Genomic DNA, 17,548 nt, shown 5'->3' on the forward strand with positions numbered 1-17,548 from the left:
AAACCCGCCCAACGCCCCGACAGTTCAGCCCCCCGCAGAGCTGATCCTATTTTTTCACATGTGCCTTCCAGTGCATCGGGCCGCCACGCCAACGCGGGAAGCCATAGCCATGGATTTCCACCAGATCAATATCGCTTGCCTGCTGGGCAATGCCTTCGGCCAGAATGGCTTCGCCTTCCGCCGCCATTTCGCTCACCAGATGTTCGCTGATCTCATCCAGCGTCATGGATGAGCTGCCCTGAATATGCGGCGCCAGCAATTCGGCCACGGCTGGCGATGGCTGTGGCGTGCGATTGCCTGGCACATAGTCATACCAGCCGCCGCTGGTCTTCTGGCCCTTGCGTCCGGCACGCACCAGAATATCGCCCAGCGTTTCCGGCACGTCCTGCCCCGCCGCACGCGCACCTTCGCGTTGCAGGAAGGCGATATCGAGACCGCCCAGATCCTGTGCCTCGAATGGCCCCATGGCGAAGCCGAACCTGCGCATGGCGGCATCGACATCGGCAATCGCCACGCCCTGGCGCACCAGGGCTTCAGCGGCCGCACGATAGCGCTTCAGGATACGGTTGCCGATGAAGCCTTCACAGATACCGGCCTCAACCGGCATTTTGCCAAGCTGGCGTGCCAATGCAAAGCCGGTTGCAATGGTTTCCTTCGCGCTTTCCGGCGTCGGCACGATTTCCAGAAGGCGCATGATATTGGCCGGGCTGAAGAAATGCAGGCCGATAAAGCGCGATGGATTGGGCAGGCCTTCCACGATCAGGCGCGGATCAAGATAGGACGTGTTGGTGGCCAGAATTGCATCTTCGCGGCAGACCTTGCCAAGACGTGCGAACACATCGCGCTTGACGCCGATTTCCTCAAACACGGCCTCGATCACCAGATCGACATCGCCCAGACTGTCATAGCTGGTCGAGCCGGTCACACCCGCCATGCGATCAGCCGCAGCCTCTTCCGTCAGCTTGCCGCGTTTGACGCCGCCATCAAAAATGCCCTTGATATTGGCAAGTCCACGCGCCAGCGCCTCTTCATCACGCTCGATCAGGATCACCGGCAGGCCGGCATCGCGCAGGGTTGCGGCAATGCCAGCCCCCATGGTGCCGCCACCAATGACGGCAGCAGAATGGATCGCGCGCGTTTCAACATCCTTGTAACGTGCCGGGCGCGGCGCAGCGCGCTCTGCAAAGAATACGGCGCGCAGCGCCGCAGCCTGTTCCGAGCCACGCAGTTCAAGAAAAGTTTCGCGCTCGAAGGCCATGGCGCTCACAAAATCACTTTCGCTTGCCTTGCGCAGGCAGGCAAGCGCACGCACCGGCGCCACTTCGCCCTTGGCACGCTTTTTCACATCGGCTTCCAGCTTCTGCCATTCAGCCTCACCAAGCTTTTCAACCGGGCGCCCGGAAATCGGCAGCGGCAATGGCTGGCCAAGTGCCTTTTGAGCAAAGCTGATGGCCTCGGCAACGAGATCGTCACCGACAACGGCATCAATCAGGCCGATTTCGAGTGCCTTTGGCGCTTTCACCGGCTTGCCGATGGTCACCATTTCAACCGCATTGGCAAGGCCAACAAGGCGCGGCGTACGCACCGTGCCGCTGGCGCCCGGCACAATGCCAAGGGTGACTTCCGGCAGGCCGAGCGAGGCACTCTTGACCGCCACCCGGAAGCGGCAACCCATTGCCACTTCCAGCCCGCCGCCAAGGGCAGAACCATGGATGGCAGCAACCCATGGCTTTTTCGCCTGTTCAATGCGTGTCACCAGATCGGGCAGATGCGGCGGCATGGGTGGTTTGGAAAATTCGGAAACATCCGCGCCAGCAATGAATGTGCGTCCGGCACAATGCAGCACGACCGCTTCCACGCCGCTATCTGCGTCAAGCCTTTCCGCTGCATTCCATAGAGCTTCGCGCAAGGCGTGGCTCAAGGCGTTAACGGGTGGATTATCGACGGTCACAACCGCGATATTTCCATGATTTTCGATGGCGAGAATGCTCATTTCAAATTCCCAAATAGGCTTCGCGAATGCGGGGGTCGGCGATCAGCTCTTCCGCAGTTGCGGTCATGCTGATTTTTCCCGTTTCCATGACATATCCGCGATCGGCGATTTTGAGCGCCGCATAGGCGTTCTGCTCAACCAATAGAACAGTGACGCCTATGGACTTCAGATTCTTGACCACGTCAAGAATTTGCTGCACCAAAATCGGTGCAAGGCCCATGGAAGGCTCATCCAGCAACAGGCAGGTTGGCCGTCCCATCAGCGCACGGGCAATGGCCAGCATCTGCTGCTGCCCGCCCGAAAGACCGCCAGCGGCGAGGTTGCGCTTTTCCTTCAGGATAGGGAACATCTGGAAGGCGTCTTCCATGTCCTTTTCCACGCGCGCATCGTTAAACAGGAAAGCGCCGAGACGTAAGTTTTCCTCAACCGTCAGATTGGTGAAGATCTGCCTGCCTTCCGGCGATTGCGCCAGACCATGACGCAGGCGCTTATAGGCCGGCACACCAATCAGATTTTCACCACGGAAAATGATCGAACCGCCGGATACGGGTTGAATGCCGGACAGACATTTGAGCAAGGTTGTCTTGCCCGCACCATTGGCACCGACAACCGTGACGACTTCGCCTGAATCCACGCGCAGATCGATGCCGTGGAGCACTTCAATACGCCCGTAATGGGAACGCAGCCCCTCAACCGTTAGCATTCGCGCCTCCTTCGGTACCGAGGTAAGCGGCAATCACTGCCGGATTCTGGCTGACCGTAGCCGGATCACCCTCGGCAATCTTGCGTCCATGATCAAGAACCACAATGTGGTTGGAAATGCGCATGACCATTTTCATGTCGTGCTCAACCAGAAGAATGGCGACACCCGACTTTGCCACTTCCGCAATCAGATGATCGATCTCTTCGGTTTCAACCGCATTGCAGCCGGCAGCCGGCTCATCAAGCAGCAGAACCTTTGGTGACAGCGCCAGGGCGCGGGCAATTTCCAGACGCTTCAATGCGCCATAGGAAAGCGTGCCAGCCTCACGTTCCGCCACGCGTTCAAGACCCACGCGCTTGAGCAGCTCAAACGCGCCTTCCTCGGCGATCCTTGCGCGCTTGCGCGAGGAAGACAGGCTCAGGAGATCGGAAATCACCGGGCCCTTTTCTTTCAGGTGATAGCCGGTAATCGCATTTTCCAGCACGGTCATGTTCTGGAAAATCTGCAGGTTCTGGAACGTGCGCGACATGCCGCGGCGCGCCAGAAGATGCGGCGAAATCGCCGTGACATCTTCCCCTTCCAGAAGAACACGCCCGGCACTTGGCTTGTAGACGCCGGAGATCATGTTGAACAGCGTCGTCTTGCCGGCACCATTCGGCCCGATGACCGAGACAATCTCGCCAAGATTGACCGAAAAACTCACATCAGCAACAGCCTGAAGTCCTCCGAAGCGGATACTCAAGCCTTCAACCTGCAACAGGCTCATTCACCCCTCCCCCGGATAAGCTTGGCAATCGACGGCAACAGGCCATCGCGCATGAAGATCATGACCAGCATCATGATGAGACCAAGGACAAGCTGTTCATATTCGGCAAAGACAGTGAGAACCTGTGGCAACAGAGTGAGGATCGTTGCCCCCAGAATGCCACCCAGAACCGAGGCCGCACCACCCAGCACCGCCATGGTGACCATTTCGATCGAGTGCATGTAGCCTGCAACATCGGGTGTCACGAACTTGTTCTGCAAGGCAAGCAGCGAACCTGCGACCGAAGCATAGACAGCGGAAATGACGAAGGCATTGAGCTTCTGTTTCGCCACATCGACGCCAACCGTGGAGGCGGCGATTTCGGAACTGTGCAGCGCGCGCAGTGCACGCCCCGTCGGGCTGTGCTGCAGATTGAGCGCAATCCATGCGCCAATAAGCAGGAAAATGCCGCAGAACGCATACCAGAACTCACCATTGGAAAGGTTGAGGCCCCAGTCTTTCAGGAGCGCGCGCAGGCCCAGATCCGGCACATCAATACCGTCCGGCCCACGGGTAATGTCGCGTTCATTGCTGAGCACCATGGCAATCAGGATGCCGAAGCCAAGGCTTGCCACCGCCAGATAATAGCCCTTGAGCTTCAGGATCGGTCGGCCAACCACCCAGGCAATCACGCCGGACAGAAACGCGCCCAGAACCGCGGCAAGCCCCGGATGAATGCCAAGATAAATGGGCAGAAGCGCACAGGCATAGGCACCAATCCCGGCAAAGCCGGCATGGCCAAGGCTGATCTGGCCGGCGAAGCCGGTCAGGATGACCATGCCGATCACGGCAATGCTGTTGATGAAAATCACTGTTCCGACGCGGAAATAATATCCGGACGGGAAAAAGATCGGCGCAAGCGCGATGATGATTGCAAGCGCAAGAAGTGTCGCGGATTTAGCGGATAATTTCATGATCACACCCGTTCTGTACGCTTGATGCCGAAAATGCCCTGCGGCATGGCAAAGAGAACAACGAGAATGACCACGAAGGCCGCGGCATCCTTGTATTGGGAGCTGACATAGCCGGCGGTAAGCGACTCGAACAAGCCAAGCAGAATGCCGCCAACAAGCGCACCGAGCGGGTTGCCCATGCCGCCCAGCATGGCGGCGGCAAAGCCCTTGAGCGCCATGGCAATGCCAATGTCATAGCTCGTATTGGTAATCGGGGTGATGAGAATGCCGGCCAGCGCGCCAATGGCCGCCGACAGGGCAAAGGACATGGTCATCACCCAGTTGGTGTTGATGCCGACAAGCTGTGCGGCAAGGCGGTTATTGGCAGTTGCCAGAACCGCACGGCCTGTCAGGGTGCGGGTGAAGAACAACCAGAGCGCAATGAATACGGCAATGCCGCCGAGAATGACCCATATGCTCTGCGGCAGGATGGTGGCGCCGAGAATATGGATTGGGTCATCGCCAGAAAATGCTGGAAAACGATGCAATTGTTTGCCGAATACAAGTTGTGCCGCGCCGCGGATGAAGATCGATGCACCAATGGTGATGATGATCAGCGAGACAACCGGCGCGCCGCGTGCAGGCTCAATGGCAAGCTTGTTCAGCAGGACACCCACGACCGCTGTCAGTACGATGGCGATCAGGCAGGCCAATGGCAACGGCAGGCCGGCGGCATAGGCGAAAACGGTGATCATGCCGCCCAGCATGACGAATTCGCCCTGTGCGAAATTCACCACATCAGAGGCGTTGTAGATGATCGTAAAACCGAGGGCGAGCAAGGCGTATACCGCGCCAACCGTCACCCCCGAAAGAAGGAATTGCATGAGTTCAGGCATTATGCCGGCTCCAGGTTAGCTGTCCGCGAACAAGGTGCACCAAGAGCGGTTCCGTTCCCGGCCGGAGGCGGAACCGTCCATCGATCTGTTTCCCATGCCCGCAAGGAAAAGCCTTGCGGGCATGCGGACATCAACATTCATTGCAGAAAGAACCTGCCTTTTCATGCGGCAGGCCATGGCTGCCCGCAGGCAGCCATTCAAGCCTATTCAATGAGGGTCCACTTGCCGTCCTTGATTTCCAGCATGCGGAATGCACTGAGGTCGAGGCCGAGATGGTCATCCGGCTTCATGGTCACGATGCCCGTGGTGCCAACCAGACCAGAGGTCTGTTCAATGGCATCACGGATTGCTTCCGGCTCGGTGGAACCGGCACGCTTGATGGCATCCACGAGGATGTTGAAGGCATCATGCGCATAGCCACCGAAGGTCGAAACAGCCGCATTGTTCTTATTTTCGAAGTCCGTCTTGTAAGCGACGACGACAGCCTTCTGCGGATCATCATCCTTGAGCAGATCGGAAACGATCAGCGCCGTGCCGGGCAGACGTACACCTTCAGCCGCCTTTGCGCCGGCAAGCTTGATGAAGCCGTCCGAAGCCACGCCATGCGACTGATAGAGCGGCAGGTCGATGCCAAGCTGGGCATAGTTGCGGGTGACGATCGACGGACCCTGACCAAAGCCCGGATTGAGGATAGCCTGAATGCCCTTGGCACCACGCAAATTGGTAAGCTGCGGCGTCATGTCGGCATCCTGCGGGCCATAGGTTTCTGCCGCGACGATCTCGATGCCGTAATCGCCGACGACCTTCTTGCACTGCGCTTCCATCGAGGCGCCAAAACCGTCCGTACCGGAGATCAGGCCGATCTTGGTGATGCCCTGCTTCTTCATGTCCTCGAAGATTTTCTGGCAGGCCATACGGTCGGTATGCGGGGTCTTGAAGACGAATTTGCGCACCGGATCGATGATTTCGATTGCGCCGGCAAGCGAGATGAACGGAACCTTGGCATCTTCTGCCACAGGGATGATCGACATCGATGTGCCGGTGGTCGTGCCGCCGATAATGGCGACGACTTCATCATCCTCGACCAGGCGTGTTGCAAAGGTACGCGCCTTGTTCGGATCGCCATTGTCGTCATAAAGAACGAGCTTGATCTTTTCGCCATTGATGCCGCCTTCCGCATTGAGCTTTTCGGTCAGCATTTCAAGCGTCTTGGCTTCCGGGTCCCCCAGATAGGAAGCAGGACCTGTGGCTGAAACGGTCGCACCAATGACAATATCGGCCTGTGCTGCGACTGTCATGCCAAGTGCCATGATGGTTGCCATGGCGGTCATTGTAATTTTCTTCATGTAACTCCTCCCGAGAGTAAAACAGATTACTGTTTCAAAGGTCTTCTCCACATCACGCGACGGAAGCGGTTGGCGACAAAAGCCGTATCCGTCAGGCTGGCATTACCTGCCGGATTTCCGCCCGTTACGTGAAAATCACTGAATGCGGCTGACTGGTTGACGAAAATATTGCCAGTCAGATTGATCGAGAGATTAACCGCAGCCTGCGAAAACGCGTCAATGGCCGTTTCGATGCGTTGTTCATCCGTATCGTATAGTGCTGCCGTTATTGCCCCTTTATGGCTGGCCACAGCAGACGCCTTCGCAATGCCGTCCTCTGCATCAGCCACAGGGACGATGAAGGCGATAGGGCCGAACCACTCATCGATGTAATTGGCCTGATTGGCATCTTCAATTACAACAATCAGCGGGCTTGCCGTGCGTTCACCCTCGATTGCAGTACTATCGCGCAGGATCCTGCCAAGGCCGCGCGCCCTGTTCAACCGTTCAATCGTTGCCGGATTGGCGACAGTGCCGCAAACACCAAGGGCACGCGCCGGATCGCCAAGCAGACGATCAACCGCCGAAGCAATGCCTTCTGCAACTTCATCAAAGGATTTGCGCCCTTCATCCGTCTCGATACCCGCCTGCGGCACATAGATATTTTGCGGCGCGGTACACATTTGGCCGGAATAAAGCGAGAGCGAAAAGGCAATATTGCTGCACATGCCCTTGAAATTGTCACTCGCAGCAATGACAATCGTATTGACGCCCGCCTCTTCCGTATAGACATCGGCCTGCGGCGCATTGGCCCGCACCCATGCGCCAAAGGCGCTTGAGCCAGTGTAATCAATGATGCGCACGGCAGGGTTCGTGACGAGATCACGGGTGATCTCCTTGCCCGGCTCATCAACAGCGAGAAGCACAACATCCTGCGGCAGGCCCGCTTCAGCCAGAACTTCACGCGCAACCCGCACGGTCAGCGCCAGCGGCAGAATGGCATTCGGATGCGGCTTGACGATCACCGGATTGCCGGTGGCAAGGCTTGCAAACAAGCCAGGATAGGAATTCCAGGTCGGGAAGGTCTGACAGCCAATCACCAGCGACAGGCCACGCGGCACGATCCGCCAGTGTTTTTCCAGCCGAATCGGATCACCCTTGTCATTCGGCTTTTCCCAGATGGCACTTGATGCATAACGCGTCATTTCATCATAGGCTGAAACAATGGCCTCCAGCGCACGATCCTGTGCATGCGGCCCACCAGCCTGAAAGGCCATCGGGAAGGCCTGACCGGTCGTATGCATCACCGCATGACCAAAAACGAAGCTCAACCTGTTCAGCCGGGTGACGATTTCCACACAAATGCCGACACGCTGTTCAGGCGAAAGAGCCGCCCATTGCGGCTGGGCAGCCCTTGCGGCTGCGATCAATTGTTCCGGTGAAGCAGCAGGATAGGTAATGCCGAGATCTTTGCCCCAGGGAGAAACTTCGCTACCGATCCGGCCTTCTTCCGGATGTCCGGGCAGCGCAAAAGCCTGACCAATGAGCGCATTGAATGCAGCCTCACCGTCTGGCTTGGCCGCTTCTCCATAAAACTTGGCGCTTGGAATTTCCTGAAACGGAGCCCAATATCCACGTGCATAAACAGCCGCACGTGCAGCCTCAATCAGATCACGATGGCGTGCAAAATAATCCGGCATCAACAACCCCTCCTCTACGGTTTAATATTGACCGGCCGGTCGGTTTATGCAACAAAAATTTTCATAAGCGCTACAAATTGTGCAGCGCGGGAGGATTGAATGACTCAGTCTGATACTGTTTTGGTAACGCTGGCCGACGGCGTGCTTCAGCTCGTCCTGAATCGCCCTGACAAGCTGAATTCCTTCAACGAAGAAATGCATATGGCCCTGCGTGCAGCATTCGAGCGTGCGCATTCGGACAATAGCGTTCGCACCGTTCTGCTCACGGGAGCAGGCCGTGGTTTCAGCGCCGGTCAGGATCTTGGCGACCGTGATCCGCGCAAAGGGGGCCCGGCCCCGGATCTCGGCCATACGCTGGAAACCTTCTACAACCCGACATTGCGTCTGATTCGCTCGCTGAGCAAACCGGTAATCTGCGCGGTCAATGGTGTTGCAGCCGGTGCGGGTGCCAATATTGCCTTTGCCTGTGATATTGTCTTTGCCGCGCGTTCGGCCAAATTCATTCAGGCATTTTCCAAGATTGGCCTTGTACCGGATGCAGGCGGCAGCTGGCATCTGGCACGCATTCTGGGCGAACCCCGCGCCAAGGCTTTGGCGCTGACGGCAGAGCCATTGACGGCCGAACAGGCTGCCGAATGGGGGCTGATCTGGAAAGCAGTGGACGATGAAAAACTGCTGGAAACCGCACATGCGCTTGCGCTTTCCCTTGCCAAGGGCCCGACACGCGGCCTTGGCCTGACAAAACAGCTCATTCAGGCTGCAGCAACCAACAGTCTCGACCAGCAGCTCGACCTTGAACGCGATTATCAGCGCGAGGCAGGCCGCACCAAGGACTATGCCGAAGGCGTCACCGCATTTCTGGAAAAGCGTCCGGCCAATTTTCGGGGGGAGTAGCCATGGATCAGCAGACCAATCTCACGCCACAGCAGATTGCCGAAAAATCGGCTGAAGCCATGTGGAAAGGCGATCATGCCAGCCAGAAGCTCGGCATGAAGCTCGAATCGGTTTCGCCTGGCTGTGCTGTCATGTCGATGGAAATCACCGCGGCCATGTCCAATGGCCATGGCAATTGCCATGGTGGCTATATTTTCACGCTTGGCGATAGCGCCTTTGCCTTTGCATGCAACAGCCACAATGAAATTGTGGTCGCACAGCATTGTTCGATCACCTTCATTGCGCCGGGTCGCGTCGGCGACCGTCTGACTGCAGAAGCGCGCGAAGTATCCAAGCGCGGCCGCTCCGGCATTTATGACATTCGCATTACCAACCAGAAAGGCGAGCATATCGCCGAGTTTCGCGGTCATTCGCGTACTTTGTCTGGCACGCATTTTTAGGAAGCGCTTGCGCTTTCTGGACAGATTTGGAGGAAATCATGGAAAATTTGGCACCGCGGCCAGGCGATCTTGAGCCTATTGAAACCGCATCCCGCGACGAGATTTCGGCATTGCAGCTGGAGCGGATGAAATGGTCGCTCAAGCATGCCTATGAAAACTCACCCTTCTATCGCAAGCGCTTTGATGAAAATGGTGTACATCCTGACGATCTGAAGACCCTGTCGGATCTGGCGAAATTCCCGTTCACCTACAAGACCGACCTGCGCGATACCTATCCGTTCGGCATGTTCGCCGTGCCGCGTGAAAAACTGACGCGCATCCATGGCTCGTCGGGCACCACCGGCAAGCCAACCGTCGTCGGCTATACGGAAAAGGACATCAACACCTGGGCCGATCTCGTTGCCCGCTCCATCCGCGCCTCTGGCGGTCGCCCGGGCGACATCGTACATGTCTCCTATGGCTATGGCCTGTTCACCGGCGGCCTTGGCGCACATTATGGCGCTGAACGCCTGGGCTGCACGGTCGTGCCCATGTCGGGCGGCATGACCGAACGTCAGGTCAGCCTCATCCAGGACTTCAAGCCGCGCGTGATCATGGTCACGCCGTCATACATGCTCTCCATTCTGGACGAGTTCCGCCGTCAGGGCATTGATCCGCGCGAAAGCTCGCTGGCGGTCGGCATTTTCGGCGCCGAACCATGGACGAACGCCATGCGCAAGGAAATCGAGGAAGCCTTCGACATGCATGCCGTCGACATTTATGGCCTGTCGGAAATCATGGGGCCGGGCGTAGCCAATGAATGCGTGGAAACCAAGGACGGTTTGCATTTCTGGGAAGACCATTTCTACCCGGAAATCATCGATCCGACCACCGGCGAGGTTCTGCCGGACGGTGAACTGGGCGAGCTTGTCATCACCACGCTGACCAAGGAAGGTCTGCCGATGATTCGCTATCGCACGCGCGACCTCACCCGTCTTCTGCCGGGCACCGCGCGCTCGATGCGCCGCATTGAAAAGATCACTGGCCGCAGCGACGACATGATCATCCTGCGCGGCGTCAATGTGTTCCCGACCCAGATCGAGGAACAGATCCTGAAATGCCGAGGCCTTGCACCGCATTTCTATATCGAGCTTACCCGTGCCGGCCGCATGGACAACATGGTCGTCCATGTTGAAGCCATGCCGGAAGCAGCCGAACAGAGCGCACGTGATTATTCCGCCAAGGAACTTGCCCATCACATCAAGAGTGTCGTTGGCGTGTCGACCAAGATCACCGTGCATGATCCGAATGCCATTGCACGCTCCGAAGGCAAGGCAAAGCGTGTTGTAGACAATCGTCCACGCGGTTAAATATCCATTCCCGGCAGGGCTCTGCCTTGCCGGGAAATCCCATAAAGCAAGAAACGCCCGCAGGGCGCACAACCCTTGATTGATCACGCAAGTCACAATTGACGAAGCGCGATTGATCTCGTCGACACTGAAAGGCAAAGCAATGGCTCGCACACGGGCTGCAGATTTTGAGGAAAAACAGCACAGCATTCTGATCAGTGCTGCGGCGGTTTTTGCCGAACAGGGTCTGGAAAAAGCCTCCATGTCGCAAATTGCTGCGCAGCTGAAGGTCTCCAAGGCACTGCTTTATCATTATTATCCGAGCAAGGATGCGTTGATTTTCGCCATTATCAACACGCATCTGGTTGAGCTCGATGCCAATGTCGCCGCAGCCGATGACAAGAATTTGCCAGCGCCGGCAAGACTGCGCAAAATGGTTGGTGCGGTGCTTGAATGTTATCGCGGTGCCGACAACCAGCACAAGCTGCAGCTGAACGCCACTCCCGCCTTGAGTGATGAGCAGCGCAACATCATCACCGACATAGAACGCCGTATCGTGCGTCGCTTTTCAGCAGTGATTCGTGAAATTTGCCCGCATCTGGACAAGCCGGAACGGCCTCTCCTGATGCCCGTCACCATGTCGCTGTTCGGCATGTTGAACTGGGTCTATCTCTGGTTCAAGGAAGGCGGTTCCATTACCCGCGAAGACTATGCGGATGTTGCAACCACGCTCATTCTGGAAGGCGTCAAGGCCGTTCGCTGATCCACTTTAATCAGCTTTTCTTTTCATACCCCGCCAGCCACGATCCGGCTGGCGGGGCTTTTCATATATCCACTCGCGCAAGGCGAAGCGGCAGTTCACTGATTGATGACCGGTGCAAGATCTGGGCGTCCATCAGGACGCACCAGACTGAACACGCAGGCCCTATGCCTTGTCCCAGGTCTTTGCCACCATGGTCAGCACGTCATATTGCGCAACCAGTGCGCCATTCTGATTGGTAACCTGGCAATCCCAGGCAACCTCGCCATGTTCCGAGGTCGGACGTGGATTGATTGCCTTGCAGGTCAGGCGAACCTGCAACGTGTCACCAAAATAGACCGGCGTCAGGAAGCGCAGATTGTCCACGCCGTAATTGGCAAGAACCGGGCCTGGCGCTGCATCGACAAACAGGCCGGCGGCAAAGGATACGATCAGATAGCCATGGGCAACACGGTCATCGAAGAACGGATTGGCCTTGGCGGCTTCGCTATCCATATGCGCATAGAAGGTGTCGCCGGTGAAATGCGCGAAATGTTCGACATCTTCCCTGGTGATGGTGCGCTTTGCGGTGATGATCTGATCACCAATCTTGAGTTCGGCAAGCGACTTGCGGAAAGGATGGCCTTCATGGCGCACGGGTGCGCCCTCCATCCAGCGGCCAGCCACGGCCGACAGCAGTTCAGGTGCTCCCTGAACCGCGGTGCGCTGCATATAATGCATGACACCGCGCATGCCACCCATTTCCTCACCACCACCAGCACGGCCCGGACCGCCATGAACGAGGCCAGCCAGCGGCGAACCGTGGCCTGTCGATGACTTGGCTGAGGTGCGGTTCCCAATCAGGATACGGCCATGCCATGGCGCAATGCCAAGCACGGCCTCGCGGGCAATCGTGCTATCGTTGGTAAAGACCGAGGCCACCAGGGAACCCTTGCCGCGCGCGGCCAGCGCAATGGCATCATCCAGCGTGTCATAAGGCATGACCGTGGCAACTGGGCCAAAGGCCTCGACATCATGGATGGCCTTTGCCTCGAATGGCTTGTCGCAATAAAGCACGATGGGGTTGAGGAAGGCGCCCTTTTCCGGATCGCCCGAGACCACTTCCACCTTGTCCGGATTGCCGATGACGATTTCGGCATCAGCCTGAAGATCACGGATGCGCGCACGCACTTCCTCGCGCTGGGCAAGGCTTGCCAGCGCACCCATGGTCACACCTTCCTGATCCGGCAGGCCAAGCGCAACCTTGGCAAGACGCGCCTTCAGCGCCTCGATCACTGCCTCAACCCGGTCACGCGGAACCATGACGCGGCGGATGGCCGTGCATTTCTGTCCAGCCTTGGCGGTGATTTCACGCGCAACCTCGCGTACGAACAGATCAAATTCCGGCGTTCCCGGCTCGGCATCACTGCCGAGGATCGAGGCATTGAGACTGTCGGCCTCCATGTTGAAGCGAACAGAATTGGCCACGATCGCCGGATGGGTCTTGAGCTTCTGGCCGGTTGCGGCAGACCCTGTGAAGGTTACGACATCCTGCGCCGTGACATGATCGAGCAGATCGCCAACCGAACCGCAGATGAGCTGCAATGCGCCTTCCGGCAGGATATTGAGCTCGATGATGCGGCGCACCATCAGTTCGGTAAGATAGACCGTCTGACTTGCAGGCTTGACGATGCAGGGCACGCCGGCAATCAGCGTTGGCGCAATCTTTTCCAGCATGCCCCAGATCGGGAAATTATAGGCATTGATATGCACGGCCGCGCCCAGAAGCGGTGTATAGATGTGCTGGCCGGAAAAACTGTTGTCGCGCGAGAGAACTTCCACATCTCCATCAAGCAGGACGGGACGGTTTGGCAGTTCACGGCGCGCCTTGGACGAGAAGGACAGCATCGTGCCGATGCCACCTTCAATGTCGATCCAGCTGTCAGAGCGCGTCGCACCGGTGCGGTAGCTCTCGGTATAGAATTCCTCCTTCATGCCCATCAGGGCCTGACCGAGCGCCTTCAGCATGGCGGCACGGTCATGGAAGCTAAGCGCGCGCAGCTTTGTGCCGCCAACCTTGCGGGCATAATCCAGTACTTCGGCAAAATCGATCCCGCTGGAATCGATCAGCGCGACCGTTTCACCGGTTGCCGCATCCAGAAGCGGCTGACCGTCTTTTGCGCCAGCCGTCCAACGTCCGCAAACATAGCTTTCAAGGCGGCGCGTTGCAGCGCTAACAGAGACGTTCATTGGCAGTTCCTTTGCATCATGGGAGATTTCTCGGTTTCGTGGCGTGTCATTGCCAAATCTCAAAGGCCAAGGCTTTTCAAACGCTCCGCAACAAGCGCTTCCCATTGCGCAAGCAGCGTTTCGTTCGGGATATGGCGCAGACCAAATCTTGCCAGCATGTCATAGCGCGCAGAACCGGCAACGCCGAAGCTTGCGGCAACACGCGGTTTCCAATAGGCAATTGCCGCTTCGATCCCGGCCTTGTTGGCCGCATTGGCGGCAAGCTTGGCAAGTCCTTCCAGGCCAAGCTCGGTATGGCGCTTTTCACGCGGGGCGATTTCGCGAAGGGTTTCAGCAAGCGGCGTGTAGGAAATACGTGTCATTTCAGCCATTTTCACTTCCGTGGCCAAACCCTGCAGCACATTCATCACCACTGCATCAATCCAGCCTGTGATCGGATAATGAAAGACGGACAGGCGCATGTCGCCGCCGGTGCGCGTCGAGCCGAGATCCGCATTGCGTTCAACACGCGCAGCCCAGTCATATTGCGCCTGATAGCGCTCGACATCCGTACCAAAACTTGCCATGACCATCAGCACACGCTCGGCATGATCCGCCTTTTCCAGCGTGATGCGGCTTGCCGCGATGCGCTCCTTGATACCGGGCGCAAAGTTGATGGAATCGGCAAAGCCAGCCGAAGCAGCGAGCTCACTATCAACAAATGAGGACATCAGGCGCATCAGCTCACCACGATAGCGCGCTGGAACATTATCCGGAGAAGTGAGCACGCCTCCCTTTGCCAGATAGTCTTCAATATTCATTGTCTCGGACATGGCTCCCTCCCAATTTCCGATCATGCCGGGGAAACGGAGCGGTCCGCCCATATCGGAGCCGCTCCATCATCTATCCTGCGTCTTACTCGTCGAAGCTGACGACGACGCGGTCGCTCAAGGGCTGTGCCTGACAGCTCAGCACGTACCCGGCACGCACCTCATAATCCTCCAGCGCGTGGTTGACGGCCATGTCGACCTCGCCTTCGAGCACCTTGCAGCGGCAGGTCGAGCAGATGCCGGCCTTGCACGAATAAGGGGCATCGATATTGGCTTCGAGGGCTGCATCCAGAATGGTCCGGCCATCCCTGGCGATCTCGATCGTGCGGCTGGCGCCATCAAGCTTGATGACCGCGCTGATCGTCTCGCCCATCGGAGCAGCACTTTCCGTTGTCACCGGCGCACGACGGCGCGTCGGCTGGCTCGCGGCAAACAGTTCGAACTTGATCTGCGAGTCCTCGAAGCCATGATCACGCAGCGAAGCGGAAATTGTCAGCATCAGCTCTTCCGGGCCGCAGATGAACACGGTATCCACCGACTTCGGATCAACCCAGTTGGCAAACAGCGCCCTGATCTTTTCCTCATCGATGCGTCCGGTGAACAGATCGATTTCCTGCGCATCGGCCTTGAGGATATGGATGACCGAAAAACGACCGAGATAGAGGTTCTTCAGATCTTCCAGCTCTTCGCGGAACATGATCGACGAGATCTGGCGATTGGCATAAACCAGCGTGAATTTCGACTTCGGTTCACGCGAAAGCGTCGACTTGATGATCGACAGGATCGGCGTGATGCCGGAGCCTGCGGCAAAGCCGAGATAATGCTTTTCAGCCTCCGGATCGAGCGGCGTGTAGAAACGGCCCATCGGCGGCATGGCGTCAATCTCGGTACCGGGGACGAGATTGTCATTGGCCCAGCTTGAGAACAGACCGTCCTTGACGCGCTTGATGCCGACACGGATCACGCCTTCATCCACGCCAGAGCAGATCGAATAGGAACGGCGGACTTCTTCACCATCAAATTCACGGCGCAGCGTCAGATATTGTCCCTGGATGAAATTGAAATGTTCGCGGTCTTCGTCACGCGGTTTCAGCGTTACGACCACTGCGTCACGTGTGTCATGCACGACATCCGTGACCGTAAGAGGAAAAAAACGTGCCATAGGCGCTCCTCCGCATCCTCAGATGCATTTGAAATAGTCAAAGGGTTCCAGACAGTCCAAACAACGGTAATTCGCCTTGCAGGGCGTGGAGCCAAACTGACTGACCTTTTCCGTCTTCGTGCTGTGGCAGCGTGGGCATTCGATGATAAGTGGCGCATTGCTGCCAAGGCGCTGAATACGGGCTGCCAGTCGTCCATCGGCTGCGGTGCCATCCACGGGCGGCGCAATGCCATAGGCTTTCAGCTTTTCACGCGCTTCCGGCGTGATCCAGTCGGTTGTCCAGGCAGGAGACAACTGACGGACAAGCTTCAGCTTTTCTATTCCGTGCTCACGCAGCGCCTTTTCAATATCGAGATTGATGATCGACGTTGCCGGGCAGCCGGAATAGGTTGGCGTAACGGTGACGACGAGCGTGTCGTCGTCCCAGGCCACATCGCGGATGATGCCGAGATCCGTCAGGCTGATGACTGGAATTTCCGGGTCCGGTATTTCCGATAGCCATTCCCAGACCTGTGCAGTTTCGGGTCGGCTCGCTATCGTCATGGCCGTTACCACGTACAGCCAGGGTAAGCGCGCTGCAGGAATTGCAGATCGGCCAGGATGTAGCCCAGATGTTCGGTATGGACACCACGCTTGCCGCCCTTGTGAGCATATTTGCTGTCAGGCACCTTCAGCGTTGCTTCCGCCAGAACCGGATAGACCTTCGCTTCCCAGCGTGCCTTCAGCGCACTTGGCAACGGAGCAATCCCTGCCTCTGCCATGGCCTCATCAACAGCATCGTCCTGGAACATTTCACCCGTATAGCTCCACAGGCTGTTCAATGCGGCCTGCGTGCGGTTATGGCTTTCCTGCGTACCGTCACCCAGACGAATGATCAGATCGGCCGACCGCTCATAGTGATAGGCGACTTCCTTGGCCGCCTTTTCGGCAATCTCGGCCACGCGCTTGTCGGACGATGACTTCAGGCTTTCCAGCAGTTCGATGTGGAAGGCATCGAACAGGAACTGACGCATCAGCGTGAAGGCGAAATCGCCATTCGGGCGTTCGACCAGCAGGACATTGCGGAATTCATGCGCATCACGCAGATAGGCAAGATTGTCGGCCGTGCGGCCCTTGCCTTCCACTTCGCCGGCAAGGCCAAGCCAGAGCTGGGTCTGGCCGATCAGGTCAAGCGCCATATTGGCAAGGGCAATGTCCTCTTCCAGCGCGGGCGCATGTCCGCACCATTCCGAGCAGCGGTGGCCAAGGATGAGCGCATTGTCGCCAAGGCGCAGCAGCCACTCAAAGAGATCCGAATTCGAAACGGTCTGTGCCATTACATGTGCCCCACTTCTTCCGGAATCTCGAAAAAGGTCGGATGACGATAGACCTTGGAATTGGACGGCTCGAACAGCGGGCCCTTGTCCGAAGGCGAAGAGGCAAAGATGTCCTTCGACTTCACAACCCAGATCGACACGCCTTCATTGCGGCGCGTATAGACATCGCGGGCATGGCGGATGGCGACTTCCGCATCCGGGGCATGCAGGCTGCCAACATGGCGGTGGTTAAGACCATGCTGGCCGCGAATGAAGACTTCCCAAAGTGGCCATTCATTAGACATGGGGCGTATCC

17 protein-coding genes are annotated in these 17,548 nt (G+C 57.5%); 4 read left to right on the top strand and 13 right to left on the bottom strand.

Features of this window, described 5'->3' with window-relative positions; translation table 11 throughout:
- Positions 1-46 precede the first annotated feature (46 nt).
- The 7 genes from ACFO1V_RS05850 to paaN all read right to left on the bottom strand — a co-directional run bounded on the left by ACFO1V_RS05850 (position 47) and on the right by paaN (position 8,315).
- Positions 47-1,993, bottom strand: coding sequence for a 3-hydroxyacyl-CoA dehydrogenase NAD-binding domain-containing protein (locus ACFO1V_RS05850; RefSeq protein ID WP_374833381.1), 1,947 nt, complete (start codon positions 1,991-1,993; stop codon positions 47-49).
- A 1-nt stretch (position 1,994) separates the two neighbouring features.
- Positions 1,995-2,696, bottom strand: coding sequence for an ABC transporter ATP-binding protein (locus ACFO1V_RS05855; RefSeq protein WP_374833383.1), 702 nt, complete (start codon positions 2,694-2,696; stop codon positions 1,995-1,997).
- Entirely contained in the window at positions 2,683-3,462 is a 780-nt protein-coding gene (locus ACFO1V_RS05860; protein ID WP_374833385.1) for an ABC transporter ATP-binding protein, read from the bottom strand. The genes ACFO1V_RS05855 and ACFO1V_RS05860 overlap by 14 nt, the downstream gene beginning before the upstream one ends.
- Positions 3,459-4,415 (bottom strand): branched-chain amino acid ABC transporter permease, encoded by a 957-nt coding sequence (locus ACFO1V_RS05865; protein WP_374833387.1) that lies wholly within the window; start codon positions 4,413-4,415, stop codon positions 3,459-3,461. Before ACFO1V_RS05865 ends, ACFO1V_RS05860 begins: the two co-directional genes overlap by 4 nt.
- Before the next feature lie 2 nt (positions 4,416-4,417).
- Entirely contained in the window at positions 4,418-5,290 is an 873-nt protein-coding gene (locus ACFO1V_RS05870; protein WP_374833389.1) for a branched-chain amino acid ABC transporter permease, read from the bottom strand.
- 203 nt (positions 5,291-5,493) lie between these two features.
- A complete protein-coding gene (locus ACFO1V_RS05875) occupies positions 5,494-6,636 on the bottom strand; it encodes an ABC transporter substrate-binding protein (RefSeq protein WP_374833391.1) in 1,143 nt (380 codons plus the stop codon).
- A gap of 26 nt (positions 6,637-6,662) precedes the next feature.
- Positions 6,663-8,315 (bottom strand): phenylacetic acid degradation protein PaaN, encoded by a 1,653-nt coding sequence (gene paaN, locus ACFO1V_RS05880; protein WP_374833393.1) that lies wholly within the window; start codon positions 8,313-8,315, stop codon positions 6,663-6,665.
- A gap of 99 nt (positions 8,316-8,414) precedes the next feature.
- On the opposite strand from paaN, the gene paaG reads away from it, so the two are divergent.
- The 4 genes from paaG to ACFO1V_RS05900 all read left to right on the top strand — a co-directional run bounded on the left by paaG (position 8,415) and on the right by ACFO1V_RS05900 (position 11,740).
- A complete protein-coding gene (gene paaG, locus ACFO1V_RS05885; RefSeq protein ID WP_374833395.1) occupies positions 8,415-9,209 on the top strand; it encodes a 2-(1,2-epoxy-1,2-dihydrophenyl)acetyl-CoA isomerase PaaG in 795 nt (264 codons plus the stop codon).
- Positions 9,210-9,211: 2 nt separating this feature from the next.
- A complete protein-coding gene (gene paaI / locus ACFO1V_RS05890; RefSeq protein WP_374833397.1) occupies positions 9,212-9,649 on the top strand; it encodes a hydroxyphenylacetyl-CoA thioesterase PaaI in 438 nt (145 codons plus the stop codon).
- Positions 9,650-9,687: 38 nt separating this feature from the next.
- A complete protein-coding gene (gene paaK, locus ACFO1V_RS05895) occupies positions 9,688-10,998 on the top strand; it encodes a phenylacetate--CoA ligase PaaK (RefSeq protein WP_374833399.1) in 1,311 nt (436 codons plus the stop codon).
- Between the two features lie 142 nt (positions 10,999-11,140).
- Positions 11,141-11,740 carry a TetR/AcrR family transcriptional regulator gene (locus tag ACFO1V_RS05900; RefSeq protein WP_374833401.1) on the top strand — a complete coding sequence of 200 codons (600 nt, stop codon included), beginning with the start codon at positions 11,141-11,143 and terminating at the stop codon, positions 11,738-11,740.
- A gap of 162 nt (positions 11,741-11,902) precedes the next feature.
- Here the strand turns inward: ACFO1V_RS05900 and paaZ are convergent, their stop codons facing one another.
- The 6 genes from paaZ to paaB form a co-directional block, all read right to left on the bottom strand.
- On the bottom strand, positions 11,903-13,966 hold the full coding sequence (gene paaZ / locus ACFO1V_RS05905) for a phenylacetic acid degradation bifunctional protein PaaZ (protein ID WP_374833403.1): 2,064 nt from the start codon (positions 13,964-13,966) through the stop codon (positions 11,903-11,905).
- Positions 13,967-14,025: 59 nt separating this feature from the next.
- Positions 14,026-14,778, bottom strand: a complete 753-nt coding sequence (locus ACFO1V_RS05910; protein WP_374833405.1) for a Phenylacetic acid catabolic protein — start codon at positions 14,776-14,778, stop codon at positions 14,026-14,028.
- A gap of 82 nt (positions 14,779-14,860) precedes the next feature.
- Positions 14,861-15,937: a 1,2-phenylacetyl-CoA epoxidase subunit PaaE gene (gene paaE / locus ACFO1V_RS05915; RefSeq protein ID WP_374833407.1), complete on the bottom strand. Its 1,077-nt coding sequence runs from the start codon at positions 15,935-15,937 to the stop codon at positions 14,861-14,863.
- Positions 15,938-15,955: 18 nt separating this feature from the next.
- Complete coding sequence (paaD, locus tag ACFO1V_RS05920; RefSeq protein WP_374833409.1) at positions 15,956-16,480, bottom strand: 1,2-phenylacetyl-CoA epoxidase subunit PaaD; 525 nt, start codon at positions 16,478-16,480, stop codon at positions 15,956-15,958.
- A 5-nt stretch (positions 16,481-16,485) separates the two neighbouring features.
- Positions 16,486-17,253 (bottom strand): 1,2-phenylacetyl-CoA epoxidase subunit PaaC, encoded by a 768-nt coding sequence (paaC, locus tag ACFO1V_RS05925; protein WP_374833411.1) that lies wholly within the window; start codon positions 17,251-17,253, stop codon positions 16,486-16,488.
- Positions 17,253-17,537, bottom strand: coding sequence for a 1,2-phenylacetyl-CoA epoxidase subunit PaaB (gene paaB, locus ACFO1V_RS05930; protein WP_374833413.1), 285 nt, complete (start codon positions 17,535-17,537; stop codon positions 17,253-17,255). The genes paaC and paaB overlap by 1 nt, the downstream gene beginning before the upstream one ends.
- Between the last annotated feature and the right edge of the window lie 11 nt (positions 17,538-17,548).

Source organism: Daeguia caeni (assembly GCF_042653845.1).
Lineage (GTDB): Bacteria > Pseudomonadota > Alphaproteobacteria > Rhizobiales > Rhizobiaceae > Brucella > Brucella caeni.